This is a genomic window from Paenibacillus massiliensis subsp. panacisoli DSM 21345, assembly GCF_000426545.1.
Classification (GTDB): domain Bacteria; phylum Bacillota; class Bacilli; order Paenibacillales; family Paenibacillaceae; genus Paenibacillus; species Paenibacillus panacisoli.
The window spans coordinates 338,337-361,961 of the sequence record NZ_AUFO01000008.1; the positions used below are offsets into that span (position 1 = coordinate 338,337).

23 protein-coding genes, 6 tRNA genes and 1 riboswitch are annotated in these 23,625 nt (G+C 47.9%); of the genes, 9 read left to right on the plus strand and 20 right to left on the minus strand.

Annotation, left to right across the window (positions count from 1 at the left end; all coding sequences use genetic code 11):
- Positions 1-160: 160 nt before the first annotated feature.
- Positions 161-580, minus strand: coding sequence for an organic hydroperoxide resistance protein (locus K331_RS0106550; RefSeq protein ID WP_028589663.1), 420 nt, complete (start codon positions 578-580; stop codon positions 161-163).
- A 244-nt stretch (positions 581-824) separates the two neighbouring features.
- On the opposite strand from K331_RS0106550, the gene K331_RS0106555 reads away from it, so the two are divergent.
- Together K331_RS0106555 and K331_RS0106560 are read left to right on the plus strand one after the other, a co-directional pair.
- Positions 825-2,147, plus strand: coding sequence for an Nramp family divalent metal transporter (locus K331_RS0106555; protein ID WP_028589664.1), 1,323 nt, complete (start codon positions 825-827; stop codon positions 2,145-2,147).
- Between the two features lie 99 nt (positions 2,148-2,246).
- Positions 2,247-2,729 (plus strand): glutathione peroxidase, encoded by a 483-nt coding sequence (locus tag K331_RS0106560; protein ID WP_028589665.1) that lies wholly within the window; start codon positions 2,247-2,249, stop codon positions 2,727-2,729.
- Between the two features lie 107 nt (positions 2,730-2,836).
- Here the strand turns inward: K331_RS0106560 and K331_RS0106565 are convergent.
- A tRNA-Leu gene (locus K331_RS0106565) sits at positions 2,837-2,919 on the minus strand.
- Between the two features lie 394 nt (positions 2,920-3,313).
- Between K331_RS0106565 and K331_RS29040 the strand changes: the two genes are divergently transcribed.
- The 3 genes from K331_RS29040 (at position 3,314) to K331_RS30910 (ending at position 5,165) form a co-directional block, all read left to right on the plus strand.
- The gene (locus tag K331_RS29040; RefSeq protein WP_028589666.1) at positions 3,314-4,012 is read left to right on the plus strand and encodes an urease accessory UreF family protein; all 699 of its coding nucleotides are present in this window, start codon (positions 3,314-3,316) and stop codon (positions 4,010-4,012) included.
- A 280-nt stretch (positions 4,013-4,292) separates the two neighbouring features.
- A complete protein-coding gene (locus K331_RS0106575; protein WP_028589667.1) occupies positions 4,293-4,499 on the plus strand; it encodes a hypothetical protein in 207 nt (68 codons plus the stop codon).
- Between the two features lie 42 nt (positions 4,500-4,541).
- The gene (locus K331_RS30910; RefSeq protein WP_051289670.1) at positions 4,542-5,165 is read left to right on the plus strand and encodes a hypothetical protein; all 624 of its coding nucleotides are present in this window, start codon (positions 4,542-4,544) and stop codon (positions 5,163-5,165) included.
- 88 nt (positions 5,166-5,253) lie between these two features.
- On the opposite strand, the gene K331_RS0106585 is transcribed toward K331_RS30910, so the two are convergent.
- From K331_RS0106585 to K331_RS0106620, 8 genes are all read right to left on the minus strand, one after another.
- A complete protein-coding gene (locus tag K331_RS0106585; RefSeq protein WP_028589668.1) occupies positions 5,254-5,688 on the minus strand; it encodes a helix-turn-helix domain-containing protein in 435 nt (144 codons plus the stop codon).
- Positions 5,689-5,866: 178 nt separating this feature from the next.
- Positions 5,867-6,328, minus strand: coding sequence for a MarR family winged helix-turn-helix transcriptional regulator (locus K331_RS0106590; RefSeq protein ID WP_025678179.1), 462 nt, complete (start codon positions 6,326-6,328; stop codon positions 5,867-5,869).
- A gap of 214 nt (positions 6,329-6,542) precedes the next feature.
- A tRNA-Leu gene (locus K331_RS0106595) sits at positions 6,543-6,625 on the minus strand.
- 12 nt (positions 6,626-6,637) lie between these two features.
- A tRNA-Lys gene (locus K331_RS0106600) sits at positions 6,638-6,713 on the minus strand.
- A gap of 204 nt (positions 6,714-6,917) precedes the next feature.
- Positions 6,918-6,989, minus strand: a tRNA-Glu gene (locus tag K331_RS0106605).
- An 84-nt stretch (positions 6,990-7,073) separates the two neighbouring features.
- Complete coding sequence (locus K331_RS0106610; protein WP_051289672.1) at positions 7,074-7,964, minus strand: carbohydrate ABC transporter permease; 891 nt, start codon at positions 7,962-7,964, stop codon at positions 7,074-7,076.
- Between the two features lie 2 nt (positions 7,965-7,966).
- On the minus strand, positions 7,967-8,860 hold the full coding sequence (locus K331_RS0106615; protein WP_028589669.1) for a carbohydrate ABC transporter permease: 894 nt from the start codon (positions 8,858-8,860) through the stop codon (positions 7,967-7,969).
- Between the two features lie 96 nt (positions 8,861-8,956).
- Positions 8,957-10,291, minus strand: coding sequence for an ABC transporter substrate-binding protein (locus K331_RS0106620; RefSeq protein ID WP_028589670.1), 1,335 nt, complete (start codon positions 10,289-10,291; stop codon positions 8,957-8,959).
- Positions 10,292-10,671: 380 nt separating this feature from the next.
- Here K331_RS0106620 and K331_RS0106625 point away from each other — a divergent pair, with 380 nt between their 5' ends.
- Entirely contained in the window at positions 10,672-11,613 is a 942-nt protein-coding gene (locus K331_RS0106625; protein ID WP_028589671.1) for an ArsR/SmtB family transcription factor, read from the plus strand.
- A 231-nt stretch (positions 11,614-11,844) separates the two neighbouring features.
- On the opposite strand, the gene K331_RS0106630 is transcribed toward K331_RS0106625, so the two are convergent.
- The 5 genes from K331_RS0106630 to K331_RS0106650 all read right to left on the minus strand — a co-directional run bounded on the left by K331_RS0106630 (position 11,845) and on the right by K331_RS0106650 (position 13,894).
- Positions 11,845-11,932 (minus strand) — tRNA-Ser (locus K331_RS0106630).
- A gap of 1 nt (position 11,933) precedes the next feature.
- A tRNA-Asn gene (locus tag K331_RS0106635) sits at positions 11,934-12,009 on the minus strand.
- 446 nt (positions 12,010-12,455) lie between these two features.
- The gene (locus K331_RS0106640; protein ID WP_211237325.1) at positions 12,456-12,944 is read right to left on the minus strand and encodes a hypothetical protein; all 489 of its coding nucleotides are present in this window, start codon (positions 12,942-12,944) and stop codon (positions 12,456-12,458) included.
- A gap of 14 nt (positions 12,945-12,958) precedes the next feature.
- Entirely contained in the window at positions 12,959-13,192 is a 234-nt protein-coding gene (locus K331_RS0106645; protein WP_028589673.1) for a hypothetical protein, read from the minus strand.
- A gap of 183 nt (positions 13,193-13,375) precedes the next feature.
- Complete coding sequence (locus K331_RS0106650) at positions 13,376-13,894, minus strand: SprT family protein (RefSeq protein WP_028589674.1); 519 nt, start codon at positions 13,892-13,894, stop codon at positions 13,376-13,378.
- Between the two features lie 111 nt (positions 13,895-14,005).
- On the opposite strand from K331_RS0106650, the gene cmpA reads away from it, so the two are divergent.
- Positions 14,006-14,161: a cortex morphogenetic protein CmpA gene (cmpA, locus tag K331_RS31830; RefSeq protein ID WP_133568635.1), complete on the plus strand. Its 156-nt coding sequence runs from the start codon at positions 14,006-14,008 to the stop codon at positions 14,159-14,161.
- Positions 14,162-14,196: 35 nt separating this feature from the next.
- Here the strand turns inward: cmpA and K331_RS0106660 are convergent, their stop codons facing one another.
- The 5 genes from K331_RS0106660 to K331_RS0106680 all read right to left on the minus strand — a co-directional run bounded on the left by K331_RS0106660 (position 14,197) and on the right by K331_RS0106680 (position 20,429).
- Entirely contained in the window at positions 14,197-16,413 is a 2,217-nt protein-coding gene (locus tag K331_RS0106660) for a Tex family protein (RefSeq protein ID WP_028589675.1), read from the minus strand.
- Positions 16,414-16,731: 318 nt separating this feature from the next.
- On the minus strand, positions 16,732-17,082 hold the full coding sequence (locus tag K331_RS0106665; protein ID WP_007429335.1) for a type II toxin-antitoxin system PemK/MazF family toxin: 351 nt from the start codon (positions 17,080-17,082) through the stop codon (positions 16,732-16,734).
- Positions 17,083-17,088: 6 nt separating this feature from the next.
- Positions 17,089-17,370, minus strand: a complete 282-nt coding sequence (locus tag K331_RS0106670) for a CopG family ribbon-helix-helix protein (protein ID WP_018886635.1) — start codon at positions 17,368-17,370, stop codon at positions 17,089-17,091.
- Positions 17,371-17,740: 370 nt separating this feature from the next.
- Positions 17,741-18,937 carry an alanine racemase gene (gene alr, locus K331_RS0106675; RefSeq protein ID WP_028589676.1) on the minus strand — a complete coding sequence of 399 codons (1,197 nt, stop codon included), beginning with the start codon at positions 18,935-18,937 and terminating at the stop codon, positions 17,741-17,743.
- Positions 18,938-19,187: 250 nt separating this feature from the next.
- Entirely contained in the window at positions 19,188-20,429 is a 1,242-nt protein-coding gene (locus tag K331_RS0106680; RefSeq protein WP_028589677.1) for an outer membrane lipoprotein-sorting protein, read from the minus strand.
- 282 nt (positions 20,430-20,711) lie between these two features.
- Between K331_RS0106680 and K331_RS0106685 the strand changes: the two genes are divergently transcribed.
- Together K331_RS0106685 and K331_RS0106690 are read left to right on the plus strand one after the other, a co-directional pair.
- On the plus strand, positions 20,712-21,908 hold the full coding sequence (locus K331_RS0106685) for a PstS family phosphate ABC transporter substrate-binding protein (RefSeq protein WP_028589678.1): 1,197 nt from the start codon (positions 20,712-20,714) through the stop codon (positions 21,906-21,908).
- A 206-nt stretch (positions 21,909-22,114) separates the two neighbouring features.
- A riboswitch (FMN riboswitch) is annotated at positions 22,115-22,262 on the plus strand.
- Between the two features lie 185 nt (positions 22,263-22,447).
- Positions 22,448-23,413, plus strand: a complete 966-nt coding sequence (locus tag K331_RS0106690) for a DMT family transporter (RefSeq protein ID WP_018886639.1) — start codon at positions 22,448-22,450, stop codon at positions 23,411-23,413.
- The last annotated feature ends 212 nt before the right edge of the window (positions 23,414-23,625 follow it).

Genomic DNA, 23,625 nt, shown 5'->3' on the forward strand with positions numbered 1-23,625 from the left:
GATATCATTTTATGTAAGCATTGCTTCTTTAGTTGCTTGCTACTTCTCTACTTTTATATAAATGTGATGTCCTACTTTATGCGTATGCAGCACGATAGACACACAAAAAAAGCGTAGACCAGAGCTGTTGCCCCGGCCTACGCTTTCTTGAATCCGAGCTTTAGACCACTTCCAGTTCAACCTCAATGTTCCCGCGAGTCGCCTTGGAATATGGACAGAATGCATGTGCATCCCTCGCCAGCTTCTCTGCCTGCTCCCGTTCTATACCTGGAAGCTTGACCTCCAGTCGTACAGCGAGACGGAAGCCTCCGTCGGCTGGATCTTTCCCTATAGACACATGGCTCGTAACCTCAGAGTTCTCCAGCTTGACCCCCGCTTTTCTGGCCACATTGGCCAAAGCACTCTCATAGCAAGCTCCGTGCCCTGCTGCGAAAAGCTGCTCAGGATTCGTACCGTTGCCTCCGCCTCCACCCAATTCCTTAGGCATACTCAGATCGTGCTTCAACACACCATCGGAAGAAGCGACATGTCCAGTCCGACCACCGTGTACCATTGCTGTTGCTGTATATAATGCGTCCATTCCAATCTCTCCTTTAGCCTAGATAGTGTAGTAATGCAGGTAGGTTGCCCTCTCTATATTTCCTTTAAACTTCTCACCATAAATGAAACGTCTATCACAACGTTGCCTCAAGTCTTCGTTAATACGCCCCATTTGCCTCCAGACACAAAAGTTGCACTAGACAAAAATATTTGAAAGAGTACAATGTAAGGAGATGAAACTGATGAAAATCAATTGACTTTGTACAATACATGAGGTGATAGAAATGGGACAACACGTAGAACAACCACCGGTTCAGACCGCTTCTCTCGCGGAAATGAACTCCTCTTTGTCCGTCCCGCGCCATGCATCGAGGCTGAAAAAATTTCTCGCCTTCGCAGGCCCGGGCTATCTGGTAGCTGTCGGCTATATGGACCCAGGCAACTGGGCAACCGATATTGCTGGCGGTTCGCAATTCGGCTATAGTCTGCTATCTGTGATCTTAATCTCCAATCTGATGGCGATCCTGCTGCAGAGCCTATCCGGAAAATTAGGAATTGCTACAGGCCGAGATCTGGCACAGGCTTGCCGGGAGCATTATAGCCGCCCGATTGTCATGCTGCTGTGGATCATGTGTGAATTAGCCATCGCTGCCATGGATCTGGCAGAAGTCATTGGCTCAGCTATTGCACTCAAGCTGCTGCTTGGTATCCCGATTCTATACGGAGTCATCATTACCGCCTTCGACGTCATGCTTATTTTGTTGCTCCAGAACAAAGGCTTCCGTTCTCTTGAAATTCTGGTCATTGTGTTGATGGCTACCATTGCCGCGTGCTTCGGAATTGATCTGTTCCTGTCACAGCCTGCTTGGGGTGGAGTGCTAAGTGGATTCATCCCGAACACAGACATTTTGACTCATTCAGGCATGCTCTATATCGCCATCGGGATCATGGGGGCTACGGTTATGCCGCACAATCTGTATCTGCATTCCTCTATCGTGCAGACACGCAATTATGAGCGCTCCAGTGCCGGCAAACGAGAAGCGATTCGATATGCAACACTCGATTCCACGATTGCCCTTACCTTTGCACTATTCATTAATGCAGCGATACTGATTGTCTCGGCAGCTGTCTTCCATGCCAAAGGGATGACGAGTGTTGCGGAGATTAGCGACGCTTATTATCTACTCACTCCTCTGCTAGGAACGACCATGGCAAGTATCCTATTCGGTGTTGCACTGCTGGCATCTGGACAGAACTCCACGGTTACTGGTACTTTAGCTGGACAGATTGTCATGGAAGGGTTTCTGAATCTGCGTCTTCCTCCATGGTTCCGCCGCTTGGTGACACGATTGATTGCCATCATTCCTGCCGTCATCGTCACTGCGATCTCAGGCGAGCGAGGCACCGAGGAGCTACTCGTGCTTAGTCAGGTCGTGCTGTCCTTGCAGTTGCCCTTTGCGATCATCCCACTGATTCGCTTCACCAGTGATCGTAGCAAGATGGGCGAATTCGTGAATAGACGCTGGGAGAATATATTAGCCTGGATGATTGCGGCCATCATTATCACCCTGAATGTCATTCTCGTCTATCAGGTGTTCGCTGGCTAAATAGCTGAGGATCCTTAGGGGGTATGGGAAAGCTTGCTAAAGATTTATCATGAATTTATGATAGTAACTGAGGAAATTCCACACTGAGAGGAGATTACGATGCGTATTTATGAATATACTGCCACTTCATTAAAAGGAGAGACCGTGGATCTATCCCGGTACCGGGGCAAGGTACTCCTGATTGTCAATACAGCCAGCAAATGCGGCTTCACACCCCAATTTCAAGGATTACAGGAGCTCTACAACGAGCTTCATGAGCAAGGTCTGGAGGTTCTGGGATTCCCGAGTAATCAATTCGCCAATCAAGAGCCGGGGTCAAGCGATGACATACAGGAGTTTTGTCAGATTAACTATGGAGTCACATTCCCTATGTTTGAGAAAATCAAAGTGAACGGCGATGGAGCTCATCCCCTCTTCAAGCACCTGGCATCAGCGGCTCCTGGTCTACTCGGCTCCAAGGCAGTCAAATGGAACTTCACCAAATTTCTGGTCAGTCGCGACGGGAATGTCATCAAGCGATTTGCGCCAAATACTCCACCAGCTGACATCATACCCGATATCCGGCAGCTACTAGAACAATAGGTCCGACGTGATCGTCACTATTCCTCGATATGAGAGTCTTCCTTCAAGGCAAAAAAAGAACCCTTGTTCAATGAACAAGGGTTCTTACTTCTGTTGTTAAATCAGGATGCGGTCGAGAGGACTCGAACCTCCACGGGCATACGCCCACTACCCCCTCAAGATAGCGTGTCTGCCATTCCACCACGACCGCATGTATTATTTAATGGCAACAGATTTATTATACTCCTTATTTATGAGTTTGTAAACCTCTAATTCATAATTCAATCATCAATTTACATAAATCCAGCAAGTGAAATGTTTGATCTATGCAACGTCGAATCACAAATGTTACCTTTATGTAATTTGCATGTTATAGAACATAACTTAAAAGGTAGATAAATCACTAAAATATGGCTTTTTATATTGACAAACTCTTTATATCTATGTAAAAATAAACTCCATAAAGCAAAGGAAGCAATGAAATCTTCACTTAAATGATAGAATACATCACACGAAAATATAAGTATTGAAAACTTTACTATATAAACAGAGAGTAACATGGATAGCGAGTTGTCAGGTAAATCAAACCTAAGGAGGGAGCCCCCATGAGCAAGAGTAGTCGATTGCTTGATTATGCTCATCTGTTAAACCCTACAACCCCAGCATGCGGCCACTCACAAGCCTATATTCTGTATGCCAGGGTCGCTTCAGGACAGATCAAGACGCTTGAAGAAGTACATGAGTATATGCGGGATCACCTCCTATGTAATCTGGTGAGAACAGATGGGATGGCCATCAAGGGGATCTACACCGCCACCGCACAGCAGGATGGCTGGAAGATTGCGCTGATCGACAAGATGCTCTACTCTCAGCAAAGCGACCACGCCAAGGATGCCAATGCATTATCCTCCTCCAAGCTGATCAAGCTTGCCAAGGCACTATATCCTTGGATCCAATTCGAGGAGTTTGAAGCCTGTCTACATCGTTATAAAGCCGCTGGAACACTTGCCACAGTCCACGCATGGATTAATTTCCAGCTAGAGGTTGATCAGAACGAAGCTGTTACTGGCTATCTGGATGCTGCTGTGAGCTCCTGTATATTTAATGCCGCCAGACGTCTGAACATCGCACCGGACAAGACGCGAGCCACAGCTCGGCAGATGCTGGAGGAGGTTGAATCGGAGTGGAATATCATCAAAGACCTGGACCCTGCTGAATTCCAGCGTCCTGTAGTACCCCATTCCATCTCCACAGCGCACATGCTGCTGCCTATACGGCAGAACGCTCACATGCAGACGAGCTAAAGTAAGCAACATCTACAATGTCGCCCCGGAAAGACCAAATACATCCCCTCATCCCAAAGAACTCCTACCGCTCTTCTCCCCTGCGGCAGGAGTTCTTATCTTTGTATTCCTTTTCATCCAAGGACTTAATAACGTCACCAAAAGTACCTTATCAAAGTAATTTAAGATTGTAAGAACACTTAAACAAGTGTATAATGACGTAAAAGGTTAAATCATGCCTGTTTTACCATGAATTATAGTATAGCGTTCGATCTTGGAAAATCATAAGGGGCGAATCTTCATGAATAATCGAAAACCTGTCACTGCCCTGGGATGGGCTATTAAGCGTAGACTTGCGGAGCTACAGCTTGATCAACAAAGCTTTTGCAAGCAATACGGAATACCTCCCTCCCGCCTGTCCAATCTGATTCACGGCACAAGAAAAGCGAACCGATATAGGCAGCAGGTTATCGAAATACTAGGCATACATATGTTAGACCAAGACTAAGGGTCATGTCTCGCAACTACAGGTAGGGGAGTGTGAACGATATTGGTCAGAACCAAGGCATTGTCTCTGGAGGATGCCATTCATTCCTTGCGTAGTCAAGTGGTGGCCACTGATAAGCAAGGGATTATTCACGCTGCAAATCAAGCCTGGATCATTGCCGGAATGCACAACGGCAGACCTGCAAATTTTGATTGGGCGGGCCAGGACTACTTCCAGTATCTACACTGGCAGCACAAGGGTGATGATCTGCTACTTCGCAAAGGCTTTCATGACGTCAGTCAAGGAGATCTCCACTTCCACAGACAGGAATACTTTCGCAGACACTGCGCAGGGAATGATTGGTTCCTGCTTGAAATAACCCCATTCATTGAGCCACATTCCCTGAAGATCAGCGGACTTGTCATTTCCCATACGAATATTACAGACTATAAAAACAGAGAATGCTGGTTGGTAGAGGCCTTAACTGCTATGAGTAGCCATCAGCATGTTCAGGACATGCTGCCTGTCTGCGCTGTGTGCAAATCCATCAAGGACGAAGCTAATCATTGGCTCTCTCTTGAGGATTACCTGTTTAAGCATACTCATGTCGACTGCACACATGACATTTGCCCGAATTGCATTCGCCGACTATATCCCGGTTACTCCTCCATCCTTGATCATCCTTAAAAGATAACCGTCATACAATTAGACAATAACAAAAGCCAGAATGGGGCCTTCAGCTCTCATTCTGGCTTTTGTATATTGGTCATCCATTTTATTCATTGGATTTTTGTGAGGACTGAGTATCTTCAACAGTACGTTCTTCGACTTCCTCGTCTTCCATAGTACTCGCCTGCTGAAGCTTTCCTTTACGAAATCTTGTAAACTCTATGTATTCTTTGATAAAGTCCTTCTCCGCTTCAGCTAACTCGTTATCTTGGCAATTCAATTGCCCCATGATGTCAAAAAAATAAGCTTCCCGCTGCTCTTTAATTAAATCTCTGCCCATATCCCGTCCCATCATCAGCCAATCCAAAGAGACACCAAAAAAGGTGGCAATCTCAATGAGCTTACTTGCGCTTGGCTTAGTCTTGCCACGCTTCCAGTCACCAAAATTGCCAGTACTAATATTAAGCTCTGCACAAAACGCTTTCTTGGTTAGTCCCCGCTCTGCGATGAGCGCTTCAATTCTCTGATAGATCGATTGCATATTCAACCGCCTTCCACCCGAACTTGAGTTACATTACCAGAATGCAAATACTGAGATATTTTAATATATTATACCACAATATGCACACAAGGCGGTTCTTTCCTGAACGGCACCCGCTCCATTCGGATAGAATCGCCTAGCAGAAGATCAGAAGCACATATCCAATATGACTATGACTCTAAAAGGGAACGTTGTCCACCTTCATCAAAATAGACTTGATTTGGTTCAGCGATTCATTAAGCTGGGCCAAATCCTCTTCCTCCAGTACAGTTAGCCTCTTCTGCACCGTCTCAATCATGGAATCTCTGATCTCTAAGCAGAGCTCATCTCCACTCGGGGTAATCGACACATCAATGACACGCCGATCAGACTCGCTTTGAATTCGCTCAACAAGTCCATATTCCACTAATTTATCAATCAGAGGAGTCATATTGGGCCTAGACACATGCAAATGCTTGGATAAATCCGATACTGTGGACCTCCGAATCTCCCATAGTATGAATAGTACCTGGACATTCGAAGAAGTCAGCGGATAACGAAGATTATTGGCCACTAGCTTCGGGGCAATGATCTTCTTTCCGATTAAGGGTAGAATCCCCAGCAGATTCTCTGATATATTCACCAATATGGGCTCATTCATATCATACACCGCCATTCCCTGATATAAAGCAGCACATAGACGCACTATATGCACTCTCGATCCTTAGATACTCAAAAACTCATATCTTCCATTGTACACTAAAGCAGATTTTTTCATAAGTGGCGTGTTATTTGTCATCATGATCGGAAGTCCACAGCAAGTGTAAAATAACAAAAGAGCCTCTTCGAAGGAAGAGACTCTTGGTCGATTCAGATGCGGTCGAGAGGACTCGAACCTCCACGGGCGTACGCCCACTACCCCCTCAAGATAGCGTGTCTGCCATTCCACCACGACCGCGCAGACAATTCATGGTGAGCCATGAAGGACTCGAACCTTCGACACCCTGATTAAAAGTCAGGTGCTCTACCAACTGAGCTAATGGCTCTTACTAATATGATGTATTCCTAACGTAGCCTATGCTCCGACGAACCTTAGGGGTTCTCATCTTTCAAGCGGCTATGGAATAGCCTTATGACCCGTAGGGGATGCGCCTCACAATGTGAGCCGACTGCGAAGTATTCCTACCGAAGCCTACGCTCCGACGAACCTTAGGGGTTCTCATCTTTCAAGCGGCTATGGAATAGCCTTATGACCCGTAGGGGATTCGAACCCCTGTTACCTCCGTGAAAGGGAGGTGTCTTAACCCCTTGACCAACGGGCCTTGATAAACAATGTCCTTGTGACAACAAAAATGAGTATATCAAAATCAAGGACCGTTGGCAAGATTAAATTTTAATATATTTGACTAGCCTTTCACTGCGCCCGCTGTCATCCCATCAATGAAGTATTTCTGGAAAGCAACGAATAAAATAAAGATCGGAATAATGGAGAAAAACGATCCTACAATAAGCAAATCATAGTTGTTACCGTAGGGTGTCAGCAAGGTCTTGAGTCCGATTGGCAATGTATATTTGCGCTCGTCACTAAGTACCATGAATGGCCACAGGAAATTGTTCCAGCTATTCATCCCGTTAAGAATGGCCATAGCTGCAAAAGAAGGCTTCATGATGGGCAGAATCAGACGCATATAGATTCCATACTCCGACGCCCCATCAACACGCCCGGCTGCGATAATCTCCTTGGGAATGCCGCTAAGGTACTGTCTAAAGAAGAAAATAGTCGCTGCACTAGCGATACCAGGCAGTACAATCGCCGAGTAGCTATTCATCATCCCCAGATTATGAATGAGCGTGTATAACGGCAGTAGCAGAATTTCGAAAGGTACCATCATAATGAGCAGCACACAGATGAACAGAAAGTTCTTGCCCTTGAATTCATAAGCCGCGAACCCGTAAGCAACAGTCGCACTAATAAACAGCGTCAATGCGACCTGTACCACCGTAAGCAGGATCGAATTGAAGAACCACGTAAAGTAAGCATGATCGCCTGTGAACAGATACATATAGTTGTTGAAGCTCATTACAGACGTATCAAAGCTTAGATTCAATCCATAACGAATCAGCTCCTGACCAGGCTTGAAGGAAGCAAGGGCGATCGCATAGAACGGGAGTAGGATCAACGCGCATAGTATAGAAAAGATCACAACAAGACTGATTTTAAGAAGCAGCTCTTTTCTCTTCACCTGTGCATCCTGCCGCAGACCGGAATAAGACTGAACAACCACATCCTTCTTCATGCTTAATCCTCCTTCTTGAACAAGCCGGAAAAGGCCAGCTGCGTCAGATTAATAATCATCGTAACCGCCAGCAGCACAATCCCTACAGCCGCTGCGTAGCCGAGATTATTTTTCTCAATTCCTTGTCGGTACAGGTAACCAACAATCGTAAGTCCGATGTTCTTCGGCGAATTGTTCCCGTTCCAGAGCATCATGCTCTCAATGAACATCGCAAGGCCCGCATAAATACTGATGGTCACAACATAGATCGTCGTCGGCTTCAGCAGAGGCACAGTAATCATGCGAAATTTCTGAAATGCAGAGGCTCCGTCAATCGAAGCAGCCTCATAGTATTCATCTGGAATATTCTTGAGTCCCGACAGGAAATACAGCATGTTGACCCCAGTCCAACGCCATGTCGCGAGTGCAAGCAAGGCAATGAACCCCGTAACCTGCCCTTTCAGGAACTTGACTGGATCAATACCGAACCAGCCGAGCACACTGTTCATCAGCGAGCCATCCATTTCTCCGAAAATCAATCGGAAGATGGTACCCGCCACCACGACAGAGGTCAACGCCGGGAAGAAGAAGGATGACTTGAAGAATTCTCTCCCCCACATCATCCGATTATTGATTAACACGGCGAAGAGCATCGGGAAAGGAATCAGAATCGCTAGCGTCAGGATCATGTACATCGTGCTGTTCAGTACAGCTTTCAAGAAGACCCCATCACTCAGAAGCCGAGTGTAGTTGTCTACGCCAACCCAGTTCGCCTCCTGCCCCAAAGAAATTTTCTGGAAGCTCATCTCGAAGGAGTTCAGTAACGGATATACCCAGAAGACGGCGAATACGATAACAAAAGGCAGAACAAATACGTATGGAGCAACCTTTTGCGAGTACAGGAAATTTTTGATCATCTCTCTTACTCCCTTCCTCAAAATAGAGCCGCTCTATACAGAGCAGCTCACTCCTATCTCTACAACAAATTTACATCCGAAATTCGACTCTCTAGGCTATTTAAGCTCCTGCTCTATTTGCTGCTGGGCGTCGTTGAGCGCCTCCGTAATATCCCGACCGTCTTCAAAAATCTCATTTAATGTCACCGTACATAGCACATTGTTGATCGTCGGATTGGCCGAGGTGGACTTGATCAGTTGGATCTCATCCTTGATCTCGTTCAGTACATCGAATGGATTATTCACGAAATATTTCACGAATTGATTTTCCGGGTTGTGCGTGATGTCCTTCATGGACCATACATCCAGGTTCACCGGGTCAAAGCCCAAGGTGTTCCAGATTTCAATATTAGCATCCTCAGATAGCTTGGCGAATGCTACGAACTCCTTGGCCAGCTGCACATCCTTAGCCGTATTGGTAACTACAGTACCAGTGCCGCCACCTCCGAGTGATCTTGGCATGCCCTCTTCCATGACTGGCAGAGGAGCAATCGCGATCTTCCCAGCCAAATCAGGCATATAGTTCGTATATCTGGACATTTGCCATAGTGGCATAAACGCAGTAGCATAGTTCCCTGAATTGAATTCGCCATAGGCTTCCTCTGTATCCGGCTGCCCTCCAGCTATGGTGGCAATCACGTTATTGTCCTGAAGATCTTTTAGCACGCTCAGGCCCTTGATCATTTCTGGCGTATTCACCTGAGGCTGTCCGTCTGCATCCGTAAAGTCTGTATCCTGCTGCGCCAGCATAATCCCAGACTGCCAGGTAGCGCTCGTATCAGCGGTCCCCATATATTTGCCTGTCTTCTCATAGACCTGAATGCCGGCTTTCTTGAAGTCATCCCAGGTCACGATCTTGGTATAATCTACCCCGGCTTCCTCAAGAATCTCTGTATTGTAGAATGCTACTGTTGCACCGACATGTGTAGGTGCGCCGTAGTTCTTGCCATCCTTTGAATAAATATTGATGCGAGACTCGACGATGGTATCCCGATAGGGATCAATAACATCATTCAACGGCTCCAGATGTGGTGTGCCAGCGAGAAAATCAGGGAATTTTCCCAGTTCAATATCTGAAATATCCGGGGCGCCCGTTCCCGTCTGCAGAGCTATGGACAGCTTGTTATGCATGTCATCGTAAGGCATTACAGTTACATTGAGCTTAATCTGCCGATCCGGATTGGCCTCATTCCATTTGCCCAGCATTTTCTCAAAGTGCTGACCATGTAGCTCCACAAAGGTCCAATAAGACAGCTCTGTAGCATTCTCTCCTGCACCAGCATCCAATACGGAGCTTGTTCCGCTGCTGGAGCTTCCTCCAGAATTGCCACAGCCCCACACCATAAGCAATAAAGATACAACCGTTAACATTACAAACCATTTTTTCTTCATGCTCGACCCTCCCATTTGTCCTTACCGGGTGTAATGAAGTACCACTAAACAGCTCGTTTTGGAAAAAAATATATTGTATCCGCTTCCAAAAACAAGATAACATACAAGTTAAGCAGTTGTAAACAAATAAATATAAAACATTTCATGTTTTTATAAACTTAACTCCACTTTTTTCTTATTTTTGGGTATAATGTTGATTCCACAAGCTTTGAACATTACTTAACTTCAATTTTATATAAAATAAAATTTATGATTTATGTTGGAATTGTGAATAAAGAAGTTGGTTTCCTATCATTTAAGGAGGTGAAATTGTCCTTTTTTCCATTTTTACTTTATAATGTTCTAAAATAAATCCCATTCTGGAACGGAGCTGCTAATCCATGATTTATATAAAAAATCTGATGAGTGGACTTGAAGTCTTCAAGGCACTCAGCTCGGAAATAAGAATTCAAATACTGGAGCTACTGGCATCGAACCAGGAGCTGAATCTGAACGAGATTGCGAAGCGGTTGAATCTGAGCAACGGGGCTATAACGATGCACATCAAAAAGCTGGAGGAGAGCGGTCTGATCGAGATTCACAGTTCCGTCGGCAAGCATGGCATTCAGAAGGTATGCTACTTGAACAAAGATAAGCTCATGGTGGATTTTCGTAGCAAGGAGGCGGATAATCTCTATGAGGTTGAAATTCACGTAGGACATTACAGTAATTACCAAGCTTCCCCTACCTGTGGACTTGCCACCAAGGATAGCATCATCGGGGACTTCGATGATCCACGATATTTTGCAGACCCACAGCGTATTCACTCCGGTATTATCTGGATGGCTGAGGGCTTTCTGGAATATCGTATCCCGAATTATCTCAAGGCGAACCAGAGCTTTCGAGAGATTCAATTCTCGCTGGAGCTCGGAAGTGAGGCGCCTGGTCATGCAGATAATTATCCATCCGATATCCAATTCTCCGTCAATGGGACTGAGATTGGTTACTGGACCAGCCCTGGTGATTTTGGTGATGTGCGCGGGACGTTCAATCCGGATTGGTGGCCCCCCCATCTGAATCAGTATGGCATGCTGAAGCTCATTCGGATCAATAAGGATGGGAGCTTCATTGATGGCTGCCGTATCTCGGATATCACACTGAATGATATTGCACTGGATTACAAGAGCGAGCTCACCTTTCGCATCGCTGTAGGCGATAAGTCGATGAACAAACGGGGTCTTACGATCTTCGGGAAAAATTTCGGGAATTACAATCAAGACCTACTTGCCCGGGTACTGTATGATGTGCATGAGATTGAGGATGCTCCCGCTCTAGGGGAATAGCTCACGATGAACTGTCACATCAGCTATCACCGTATCTATTCAACCCCACAACCAGACATGGTTATAAAAAAAACACGCTAAATGCCTAGTAGCATTAGCGTGTTTCTTTTTGCTTAATCAACGGAGAGAGAGGGATACTCTCACTTCGCTCGAGACTGCGATGTAATCCTAACGAAGCTTATGCTCCGACGAACCCGTATGGGTTCTCATCCCTAAAGGACGTCTATTCAACGGAGAGAGAGGGATTCGAACCCTCGCACCACTTACGCAGTCTAACCCCTTAGCAGAGGGTCCCCTTGAGCCACTTGGGTATCTCTCCATGGCTCCCCGAACAGGACTCGAACCTGTGACAACTCGATTAACAGTCGAGTGCTCTACCAACTGAGCTATCAGGGAATGAAAAAGTATGGACATGTATAAATTTATCATGAATTGCAGACCGAGTCAAGATAACCAATCTTGCTCAGCAGGATCATCCAAGACGACACATACACGGAATATAAGTTGTCATACCTGATGTTTATCATCATTTTTCATTTTATCATCATTTTTCATTTTGAATTGTACCCAGACCCATTGCCTAGGTTACGACGATAAGTACACATGGTAATCTCAACTTGGCGCTCTTCAGTTTTTTTACGGTTGCTTCCCGAAACCCGCCTACATTGTTAATTCAGTGGGGTCAGGAGTAGGTGAGCGTATAGGTACCGTAAAAGATACATTAACCAATATTCGTGAGACTGGTGAATTCGTCATCAACGTGGGTTCCGGCCCGATAAGCGATGCGTTGAAACGTTCATGCCTGGAGACCACTCGCAAGCTTGGCTGGTGATTTTGCTGTATTAGGCCCCCGATTTGATTAAATTCAGCTTTACCCTGTCTGGTTCATCCACATGGAGCCGTAATACAAAATTAGCACTCGAATGCGCACAAATCACGCCATGAGCTTCCTCTACAATATCTACAAATGGATTGGAGCTCTCGGAATACATGACCCAGGTGAGCTGTCCATCTGGCTGCAAATAAGCAACAAATCCCTCAGAGCCGTGGCTCCCCTCGCCCACACAGCCATACCCCCCGATGGATAAATGGATCCTCTTCGTCATCGTGATGTAGGTAATCTCATCTGGATTACTCTCATGGAATTGTGACAAATCGAACCACTCGCCCTTCTCCAGGCGTGGATGTGGATAGGATTCGATATTCATGGCAAGCGATCTGCCATCGGCCCAATAGAGGCCATTCTTAATAGGGAGCTGCTTTTCCGCCCATAGGGCTACAATACAAGGCTTCATCATTTCTCCTTCACTGTATCCATATGAACAATTCATAACGACTTCTCTCTTCATTGTAAGATAGGCAGCAAGATATAGGTAATAAGCAAGCCCATAAGGAAAGCGATCAATACGCTTAACCATTTGGGTCGCCTCTCTAAGTTCACTTCTGCAACTCCAGCAAGACACACCAGAGCGAACACCGCAATCTTCCAGTTCGTATTCAAATAAGGGTTAATTCCCCCCAGTACAAAAGCTACAAGACGCAAAATGCTACCCCAGAGTAAAGAAAATCGACCACGCATAGCTCCGCCTCCTTTCCCAGTCATATGCCATCATTCACAACGACCACCATCACATCTCATTAATATATTACCTTATTTATCCACAAAGGAAATGCATTTTTATAGGATCGCACGACAAAGAGCCCCTCCATATAGGAAAGGCTCTTAATTACGAAGGAAGCTTATATGGTCGACATCTTACTCTTACGAGCCCGAAAGCTCATACAACTGAAGCCTCCCGCTGCACTTGCCGCATTGATAACGTCTGGGGTCCATTCTCTTCTTCCGCATATACGAATGACCACAGGCAGTACACTGCAGCTTGTACCGAAATGGTCGTGCTTGTCGTGATTTAGAGCGGGCATCGTTGGCAGGCAACGTCTGGCAATAGCGGCTCCCCCCCACCTGGGCCAGCAATGTCTTGAAATCAGCGTCTCGATGCTTGTAGCCCATTCCGCGCAGATGCAGATGATAGTGACAGAGCTCATGCTTGATAATACTCTCCACTTCATCCCGGCCGAATGCAGCCAATTGGTGAGGATTAATCTCGATATTGTGACTCTTCAGAAAATACCTTCCACCTGTCGAAGACAGACGAGTATTGAAGCGCGCTTGGTGCCTGAAGGGTACGCCAAACGAGCTGAGTGAAATGCTCTCGATCCATTCCTGCAGCTCCTCATCACGCATCTGTGCACGCTGCGGTGCTGCTGATTCCCTATCCATGTTCGCTCCCTCCCCAGGACACTCCCCATCGAAACAACATTTTTGCGGAACACATTGGGCGGCTTCCCCATATGCTAGACATACACAGGTTCGCAAGAGGAGGAGAGACGCATGCCCCAATGGCTCAGCAACCAGCTAATGCGTGCTTTTCACAAGCGGGATCGTAAGCAGATTCAATTATTGAATGACTGCTGGTTCCATTACCGAAGCACTCAAAAGAAGACTCCGGCACCCTCCATGAAAGGCGCCCGGAATCCTTTGTCTTGATTCATACGGGACACGGCACTTCAGATGAGACCAGATTAAGCTTCTATGGGCTCATCTGCTGGTGCCTTCATCGTTAGCCCAACTCTGCCCTTCTTCAAATCCACATTCAGCACCCAGACAGTTACGTTATCGCCAACAGACACCACATCCATCGGATGCTTCACAAAGCCGCTACGTAGCTGGGAGATATGAACGAGTCCGTCGCTCTTGATCCCAATATCCACGAAGGCGCCGAAATCAATTACATTGCGTACGGTACCCTGTAGCTTCATTCCTGGCGTCAGGTCCTCGATCTTGAGGACGTCCTTGCGGAACACGGGGAGTGGCAGCTCGTCACGTGGATCACGACCAGGTCTCATCAAGCTGTCCAAAATATCCTTCATCGTAGGCACTCCGACCTCCAGCTTCGCAGCCCACTCTTCAGGCTGCAGTGCAGACAGAGCAGCCGTGCATTCCTTACTTCCTACTTCAGAGGTAGCCATTCCCAGCTCTTTGAACAGACGGTCTACAACCGAATAGGATTCCGGGTGAATCGGCGTCCGATCCAGCGCGTTCTCCCCACCAGGTACACGCATAAATCCAACACACTGCTCATAGGTTTTGGCTCCCAGCCGTGGAACCTTCTGCAGTTGACGGCGATTGTTGAACTTGCCGTTCTCTTCGCGGTACTTGACGATGTTTTTGGCAATAGTCGCATTAATGCCTGCTACATAGGATAAGAGCGAAGGAGAAGCGGTATTCACGTCAACGCCTACATGGTTAACTGCCGACTCGACCACAGCCTTCAGGCTTTCTTCCAGATGCTTTTGTGACACATCGTGCTGGTATTGCCCCACCCCGATGGCTTTAGGATCGATCTTGACCAGCTCAGCAAGCGGGTCCTGAATCCGGCGGGCAATTGACGCTGCACTACGCTCTGCCACATCCAGATCGGGGAATTCCTCCTGCGCCAGCTTCGACGCCGAGTATACGCTCGCCCCTGCCTCGTTAACGATCAGATACGCCAAGCTGCTGTCACCGATCTCTGCAATGACCTCCGCTACGAATTGCTCCGTCTCACGGGAGGCCGTTCCGTTCCCGATCACAATGAGCTGAAGGTCATACTTCGCGATGAGCTCCTTGAACTTCTCCGCGGCCTCACGCTTCTTGTTGTTCGGTGGCGTCGGATAGGTCACAGCGACCTCCAGAAGCTTACCCGTATCGTCCACGGCTGCAAGCTTACAGCCTGTACGATAGGCAGGGTCTACACCAAGCACGCGCTGCCCCTTGATTGGAGCCTGCAATAACAGGCTGCGCAAATTACCCGAGAAGATGGAGATCGCCTGCGTCTCGCCCTTCTCCGTCATCTCTGCTCTGACCTCGCGTTCGATGGAAGGCGCGATCAGACGCTTGTAAGCATCCTCGATAATCGTGTGTAATAGCTCAGTGACCAGAGAATTACCTTTCACAACCTGTCCCGCAACATAACGGTGTACCGGTTCCGCTGCAACCTCCAGATTCACCTTCAGAATACCTTCACGCTCACCACGGTTAATCGCCAGAATTCGATGTGGTGGCATCTTCTTGGCCAGCTCACGATAGCTGTAATAGTTCTCGTAGACAGATTCTGCCTCAGCATCCTTCGCTTCCGATACAAGCATTCCGTGATCTAACGTATATCTGCGTACCCAGGTACGAATCGCTGCATCATCTGCGATATTCTCCGCCAATATATCAGACGCACCCTGAATCGCATCAGCTTCGGTCTCCACACCGCGCTCAGGATCAATATAACGGCCTGCCTCCTCCAGCAGACTGCCCTGCTTGGGCTGTGCCCAAATCCATGCGGACAATGGCTCCAGTCCACGCTCCTTGGCGACACTTGCACGTGTCTTCCGCTTTTGGCGATAAGGCCGGTACAGATCCTCCACTTCCTGCAGCTTCACCGCATTGACGATAGCCTTGGACAGCTCCTCCGTAAGCTTGCCCTGCTCCTCGATGATTCGCAGCACCTCAGTCTTACGATCCTCCAGATTGCGAAGGTATTGCACACGCTCCTCGACCTGACGAAGCTGATTCTCGTCCAACTCACCCGTCATTTCCTTACGATAGCGCGCAATGAAAGGAATCGTGTTACCTTCCTCCAGCAAAGCTACGGTAGTTCGTACCTGCTTAAGGGACAGGGACAATTCCTGCGATACTTGCTTGATAATGCGCTCTGCCCGCTGCTTTTGCTCTATGTTTTGCTGCTCTTGCTCCTCTGTATTGGACATACGTCTTACTCCTCCTTGGACCCGTCACGCCTGCTGGCTACCATAATTTAAAGGCTGGTACACCAGCTAGGACGTTCACATTTATACACGTTCCTTATTATCACAAAAATCATGACAAAGCGCCAGTGCCGCATACTTGACGCAAAAGAAGCCGCATTGCTGCGGCTACCACGCTGCACATGACTGGCCCAATTGTGGCGCCACGCATCATGTGTGATATCAAGATTTGCTGCATGTGCGCTCGCAGCTTGAACAAATAATAAGGCCATGAAGTTCGGACACCTCATGGCCTCTTCAAGACTGCATCTTGCCTGTTGTCTAGAAATCAATCAAGCCCAGACTGATCTGTAGAGAATCGCTTACTTTGCGCATCGTCTCTTCATCCAGATGGGTGATCTTATCGGTAAGCCTTTGCTTGTCGATCGTTCGAATCTGCTCCAGCAGAACAACTGAATCCCGATCGAAGCCGTGCGTCGCTGCATCAATTTCCACATGCGTTGGCAGCTTCGCTTTTTGAATCTGGGCGGTAATAGCCGCCACGATTACAGTAGGACTAAAACGGTTGCCAATATCATTCTGAATAATGAGAACCGGTCTTACGCCCCCTTGCTCCGAACCGACAACAGGTGAAAGATCCGCAAAAAATACGTCGCCGCGCTTCACGATCAATGTTCATTACACCCCGCTTACTGTGCGGCCCAGAGTGCTGTCTGCATCTTCCTCCGCGTGAAACGCCTCGGATGCCATGGTAAGATTAATCTTCGCCATCTCCATATACCCGCGCTGCATCGCTTCACGGATATAACGCTTCTTACGCTCGTTCAAATACAACTTCATGGCCTGTCTGATGAATTCACTGCGGTTGGAATTTTCCATAGCTACAATCCCGTCCACTTCCTGCAAAAGATGATCTGGAAGACTGATCATAATCCTTTTCGTGCTCTGCAAATTGGCCAACGTTACTTCCACCCCCACAAACCTTGTCGCCATTGTACCATTATAACGTTATTCCCGGTAATTTATACAAGAATAATATATGTGCTCCGTATATCAACTATGCTGTATCCCATTATAAACTACACGGACCGCCTACGTACAGTGCTTCTCGATCGGAAAAACGATAGGAAATCGTCTCTATACAACAATTTTACCGTCTAGATTTTATAATTCGAGATGCAAATGGCGAACTCCTGCTAGTTTATATGGTTTCTCTTGTCATTTCCTCGTTAAATATTACCAATCAACGAGAACCAGCTTTGTAACCTTCGCGTTATCGCGATAATGGTAGTATGACTTGTCGATTCATGGGGATGGAAATCAATTCAGACTACTCCTCACGAGAGGTCAGCAAGGGATTCGTAAGGGCAATCCTCACACCGTCTCGCAAATACGCGCGCGGCACTCTCGCCGCAAGCATGCAGACCACTTCATAGTGGATGGTACCCAGCTTGGAGGCCAGCTCGTCAGCACGGATGCAGCCGTCTGACTGCTGACCGATGAGAACAACCTCTTCGCCGGCATGAATTGGCTTGGCAGCATTCGCAAAATCCTGGAGAAGGACCATGCATTGGTCCATACAGATCGTTCCGACCACAGGCACACGACTTCCACGAACGAGGACCTCGGCTTTGCCAGTCAGCATACGCGAATATCCATCGGCATAGCCAATGGGCAACGTCCCTATACACTCCTCTTCCGTAGTAACATAACGGGTACCATAGCTGATTCCCCAGCCGGGGGGAAGGGTCTTGACATATACCAGCTCTGTCTTCAAGGTCAATACGGGCTTCAAGTACACCTGCTCATGATTCACCTCATCGGACGGATACAGCCCATACAGCGATATGCCGATCCGCACCATATTCGGCGAGAGTCCTGGCGTATCCAGTGCTGCTGCACTATTAGCCGTATGTATAATGGGAATGTTGATCCCTTGCTCTGATAGCGTCTCTGCCACACTCCAGAATCTGCGATATTGCTCCAATGTATATTCTTTTTCTTCTTCATCTGCACGTGCAAAATGGGTAAACAGCCCCTCCAGTTCAGCCTGCTCCGTCTCCAGCACACGATTAACGAAGGCTACAGCGTCCTCTCCCGGAAGCAGTCCCAGGCGTCCCATGCCGCTGTCAATCTTGATGTGGACCTTCAGCCTGCGCACATCGTCACTACGATCCAGTCGGGCTATAGCTTCCAGCACCTCTGGGGAGAATAGTGTGATGGTAATGTCATGCTCCCATGCTATCTGTACCCCATGCGGTCCTGTATAACCGAGCACCAGAATGGGAAGCGTGATCCCTGCATGACGCAGCTCCAGCGCTTCATCAAGAAACGCTACGCTGAGATAATCAGCCCCTATTCTCTCCAGCTCCCTGGATACTTCGACAGCTCCATGACCATAGGCATTTGCCTTTACACATGCAAGCACCTTCTGGGTCGACGGGAGCGCCTGCCGAAAGGCCATATAATTAGCTTCAATGTGATTCAAATTGATTTCGGCCCTGGTCGGTCTGTAATGTCCTTCCAATTCCTCACCTTCATTTCTGAGAGTCCTTCGCCAGCATTTGTCAGGAGCGCATTCACCTGTGCTTGGTCAGTAGTACCTGACAACATGCTCTGGTCAATAGAACTATGTTAATGTTCTGCGAACCGACTGTCAATGAAGCTGCGACCGGAAGGTTGATCGCCCTCTCACACCGTGCAAAAAAAACAATAAAAGACGGATATCGGCGGAGCAGAGGCTTGGCTCTGGACCGTCAATATCCGCCGTTATGATGTTATTTACCCGATTGATCCTGCATAGAAGCGGCAATCTTGGTCATCTCGCTGACTGGTAGGTCCGCGCTCGTAATTCTGAATTCGACGCCATCGTTCATCCAGGTCAAGGTCCGCTGCTGATCTCCAGTCAGCACACCCATCACTCCGAAGCCCATATCAATGAGGCTACCTGCTGACAGGGACACGGCCCGATCCTGAGGTCTGGCTTCTACGATGGTGAAATTGTACTGTCCTTCATAGCGAATCATGACAGCATGATTGCTGCTGTCCGTGATGACTGGCATATCGCGCATTTGTACGCCTTCTGGCAGATAGGTCGGCTCAATCAAGCCAAATTCGCTCATGGTCGGATCGACGACACCTTCCCCCTCTTCTGCCGATTGCTCTGTAGATGGATCTGTGGAAGGTTCAACAGCAGACGGCTGCTGGCTGCCTGCCTTATCCTCAGCACCCTCGCTTGATGTCCCCTGCTGCTCGTTCCCAGTTGCCTTGTCAGTCTTTCCTTCTTGCCCCTCAGCTGATCCTAGATCCTGGGACTGCTGCGTATTATTCGTGTCGACAGCCGGATCCGACGCTTCCGGGGTACCTGCTTGTGGTACAGCAGTGCTGCCTGCAGTCATATTGCGCTCCATATCAAAGGCATCCTTGTTGAACTTGGTGCCGAATTTGAAATCACTGAATTTGAGATCGACCAGCACCTTCGCATTCGCGTCCGACACCTGAACCTGCTGCGGCGCATAATTTTCTTTATTGAGCCAGATCTTCTGACGTACAAGAGAGCTACTGTTATAGTTCGCTGCTACATCAAAGACGTATGCATTCTCGCCACTCGCAAGCTGGCGGGTCTTGTCTCCAATAATACTACGCACAAGCGTCTCATACAGGTAGACCTGACCTTGATTGTCGGGCCAGTCACTCTTGAAGCGGAAGCTCTTGTTCAGACTTGGTGTCAGGACGAAGACACCTTCATCGTTGCGAAGCACAATCTGGGTAACATCCTTGTTCTCATTGGTCATGGCAATTCGATAGTAGGATGGCTTACGATACGACACATCAACCAAGTACTCTTGCGGCGTCTCTCCTGTATGCAGTGTCATCAGCGCCGTGCCGTGGTAGCTATCCATCCCGCTGACCACATTACTCAAATCCTTTACTACATCGTCCGCGCTTTTCTTGCCGCACCCGGCAACCAGCACGATCACGCACATGATCATGGCAAGCATCCATGAACTCCGGCGCATATCATCAACCCCTTCAGCACATGTTTTGATTCGGAATAGTACATGTCTATGAGGGACTTGTTCGATTTATGCAGACTAGCATGACAAGCCGGGTTGTGAATTTGCATGGCACACGCGTTCGAGTAAATAAAGGGACTGATTTCTTAAATAGTTCCAAAAATGATTCCAAACTGTCATCTTCTCCATCTCTTCTGGCCTTGATCCCCTGTAGAACTGCCGTTATCTTGAATAAAGGGGGTTTTTGGAAGACAAATATAAAGCTACCAGAAAAGAGGTACGATCGTGATCCTGAAAATCGTTGGACAGGTTGCCGTGACTTTGCTGTTGCTGGCACTCCTGTTGTTCACAGGCTTCATTTTGCTATTCATTATTTCGTTCAGCATGGACACCCAGAGGTTCTACATTCCTATGCTATTGATTGTTGTTGGCATTTTGGCGCTATACATCATTCTGTTCAATTTCCGTGCATTCCGCACTCGGCGACTGTTCCACAAGCTCTCCGCAGTAATCTTGGGTATCTGTCTTCTGACAGCTGGCGGCTACGAAATCAATCATATGTATCACAAAAGCCTTGAAATCAACAGTGTGCAGGACGTGGATATCGAGCAATACCAGCCCTTCCAGAACAAGGGTACCGTAGCCGTGCTCGGACACAAGGCTTCCTTTACCCTGTCAGCCACAGATGATCTGCCGCGTCTGGATGGAGCGACGGCACTGTATCCACTGTATTCAGCCTTCGTGCAAGCTGTATATCCTGAGAAGGAGTACACCCTGTATGACAGTGAAGTGATGGGCTCAGGCACTGGACGTGCCTATGAGCAGCTTATCATGGGCGAGTCGGATATCATATTCGCCATGTCACCCGGGGAAGTCCATCAGAAGATGGCCGCAGAATCGGGGCTTGATCTGAAGCTAACTCCCGTGGGTCGCGAAGCCTTTGTATTCTTTGTCCACAAGGATAATCCTGTCACAGCTCTGACCAGCGAACAGATTAAGGATATTTACACGGGACGCATCACGAATTGGAATCAGGTCGGAGGCAACAACGAACCCATCAAGGCGTTCCAGCGGCCTGAAAATAGCGGCAGTCAGGCGATGCTGCAGAAATTTCTCGGCGATGAGGAGCCTATGCCTCCCATTACCGAGGATGTGATCGCCGGGATGGGCGGAATTATTCAGCAAGCGGCAGGCTACCATAATTACAAAAATGCCATCGGATACTCCTTTCACCACTTCACTACCAGCATGAACAAAAATGACGGGATCAAGCTGCTTGCTGTCGATGGAGCTCTACCTGACACAGCAGCGATCCAGAGCGGAGCTTATCCGATCACTTCAGAATTCTATGCGGTGACGGCTGAACGCCAAGGAAAGCTCAGGCAGCCACCGAAGCCAAGTGTAACCAAGTTGCTGCAATGGATCGTCTCTGAGGAAGGCCAGTCTCTGGTCGAGGCGACAGGATATTTTCCGCTGAAATAAGTTGAAGTAAGCTGGTGCCTCAGATTGAGTAAAAAATCCATATAACCCCGTTTTTCTTATCGGAATAAACTGGTATAATAAAATCATGATCTGCGCAATGAGAAAAATCATGCAAAATGGCAAGATTCGTTTTACATTTTCATATATTTTTCACTGGACGAAATTATAAAATCAATATATTCTGTAAGTAACTAAAAAAACGGAATAAGGATCTTCGGGGTAGGGTGTAAGTCCCAACCGGCGGTATAGCTCTAATCGAGAGCTGAGCCCGCGACTCATGTGCTTCCATAAGTGCATGACTGATTTGGTGAGATGCCAAAGCCGACGGTATAGTCCGGATGGAAGAAGATCGACACATTAAGCCTTTTGTATGTACAGCTGTTGGTTTGGGTATACGTGTATTATTTCACATACCTATAATCATCCTGTATATGCTGAACTGGTTTATTTGATCAGCCCCCGAGCGTACACCTTAGCTGTGTATTTCGGGGGCTTTTGTCGTCATCACCGGTCCTGTATTCATAAAGGAGTCTTAAAGCATGAGCGATACTACTGCAACCTCTGTTAGCTTTTCCAGACCGAAAATGAACAGCGGCTTTTGGCTGGTCGTCCTTGGTGCCGCCCTCTGGGGCGTTGATCCACTGTTCCGCATTCTGCTGTTGGATACTCTAACCTCCGCGCAGATTGTCCTTCTAGAGCATGTCCTGCTATTCTTATGTGCAGCTCCTATCCTCTGGAAGCATCGGGAAGAGCTGAAGCGAATTCGCCTTCGCCATGCTGTCGCCCTGTTCATTGTATCCTGGGGTGGCTCGGCGGTAGCTACCATCCTGTTCACCATGGCTTTGGCAGACGGCAATCCGAACGCCGTCCTGCTGCTGCAAAAGCTTCAACCGCTATGTGCTATTATCCTAGCGCGCTTCATTCTGAAGGAAATGCTGCCAAAGCACTTTGGCTGGTTACTGGTAATCGCACTGGCTGGCACCTATATGCTTACCTTTGGCTGGTCCCTGCCTTTTGGTCATGTCAATGAATTCATCCAGATGGGAAGCTTGCTCTCTCTGGGAGCTGCGGCTCTGTGGGGCGGATCTACGGTTATGGGACGCTATCTGCTTGGCACCATGAAATACGAGACGGTAACTTCTCTTCGCTTCATGCTTGCCTTGCCGCTGTTGATGATCGTTACGGCTGTGGAAGGTGCTCCATGGCAGTTCCCGGCTGGGCTAATGGCTGCGGGTGCCGTTACGCTCAACCTGATTCTTCAGGCTCTCTTGCCTGGACTGCTTAGTATGTTCCTGTATTACAAAGGTCTCGCAACCACCAAGGCATCCTATGCTACGCTAGCTGAGCTAAGCTTTCCAATGATCGGTGTCATCATTAACTGGATTGCATTCCGAGAGATGGTCACGCTGCCCCAGCTCACGGGCTTCATGCTGATCTGGGCCACCTTATTCATCATTTCCCGTCAGCATAAAGAACCGGCCATGGAACCTAAGCTAGTATCTTAAGCAGATCAACTGTGAGTATAGAGCCGCTGCAAGCGGGGAGCCCTATCGACCACTGTTAAGCCTGCTGTTCATTGATCTAGGATCTCCCCAACTCATTAAATCTAATACACGCCAAGGGCGATACCATAGTCAAAGCCTGACTACTGATATCGCCCTTCTTATTGTGCTATGAGGCACTTCCCTTGGTTACTTCAATGGATTCACCTGATACT

Coding starts and splice junctions, on each gene's coding strand:
- K331_RS0106550 (WP_028589663.1), bottom strand. CDS start 580: ATGGACGCATTATATACAGCAACAGCAATGGTACACGGTGGTCGGACT.
- K331_RS0106555 (WP_028589664.1), top strand. CDS start 825: ATGGGACAACACGTAGAACAACCACCGGTTCAGACCGCTTCTCTCGCG.
- K331_RS0106560 (WP_028589665.1), top strand. CDS start 2,247: ATGCGTATTTATGAATATACTGCCACTTCATTAAAAGGAGAGACCGTG.
- K331_RS29040 (WP_028589666.1), top strand. CDS start 3,314: ATGAGCAAGAGTAGTCGATTGCTTGATTATGCTCATCTGTTAAACCCT.
- K331_RS0106575 (WP_028589667.1), top strand. CDS start 4,293: ATGAATAATCGAAAACCTGTCACTGCCCTGGGATGGGCTATTAAGCGT.
- K331_RS0106585 (WP_028589668.1), bottom strand. CDS start 5,688: ATGCAATCGATCTATCAGAGAATTGAAGCGCTCATCGCAGAGCGGGGA.
- K331_RS0106590 (WP_025678179.1), bottom strand. CDS start 6,328: ATGAATGAGCCCATATTGGTGAATATATCAGAGAATCTGCTGGGGATT.
- K331_RS0106610 (WP_051289672.1), bottom strand. CDS start 7,964: ATGAAGAAGGATGTGGTTGTTCAGTCTTATTCCGGTCTGCGGCAGGAT.
- K331_RS0106615 (WP_028589669.1), bottom strand. CDS start 8,860: ATGATCAAAAATTTCCTGTACTCGCAAAAGGTTGCTCCATACGTATTT.
- K331_RS0106620 (WP_028589670.1), bottom strand. CDS start 10,291: ATGAAGAAAAAATGGTTTGTAATGTTAACGGTTGTATCTTTATTGCTT.
- K331_RS0106625 (WP_028589671.1), top strand. CDS start 10,672: ATGATTTATATAAAAAATCTGATGAGTGGACTTGAAGTCTTCAAGGCA.
- K331_RS0106640 (WP_211237325.1), bottom strand. CDS start 12,944: ATGAATTGTTCATATGGATACAGTGAAGGAGAAATGATGAAGCCTTGT.
- K331_RS0106645 (WP_028589673.1), bottom strand. CDS start 13,192: ATGCGTGGTCGATTTTCTTTACTCTGGGGTAGCATTTTGCGTCTTGTA.
- K331_RS0106650 (WP_028589674.1), bottom strand. CDS start 13,894: ATGGATAGGGAATCAGCAGCACCGCAGCGTGCACAGATGCGTGATGAG.
- cmpA (WP_133568635.1), top strand. CDS start 14,006: ATGCCCCAATGGCTCAGCAACCAGCTAATGCGTGCTTTTCACAAGCGG.
- K331_RS0106660 (WP_028589675.1), bottom strand. CDS start 16,413: ATGTCCAATACAGAGGAGCAAGAGCAGCAAAACATAGAGCAAAAGCAG.
- K331_RS0106680 (WP_028589677.1), bottom strand. CDS start 20,429: ATGCGCCGGAGTTCATGGATGCTTGCCATGATCATGTGCGTGATCGTG.
- K331_RS0106690 (WP_018886639.1), top strand. CDS start 22,448: ATGAGCGATACTACTGCAACCTCTGTTAGCTTTTCCAGACCGAAAATG.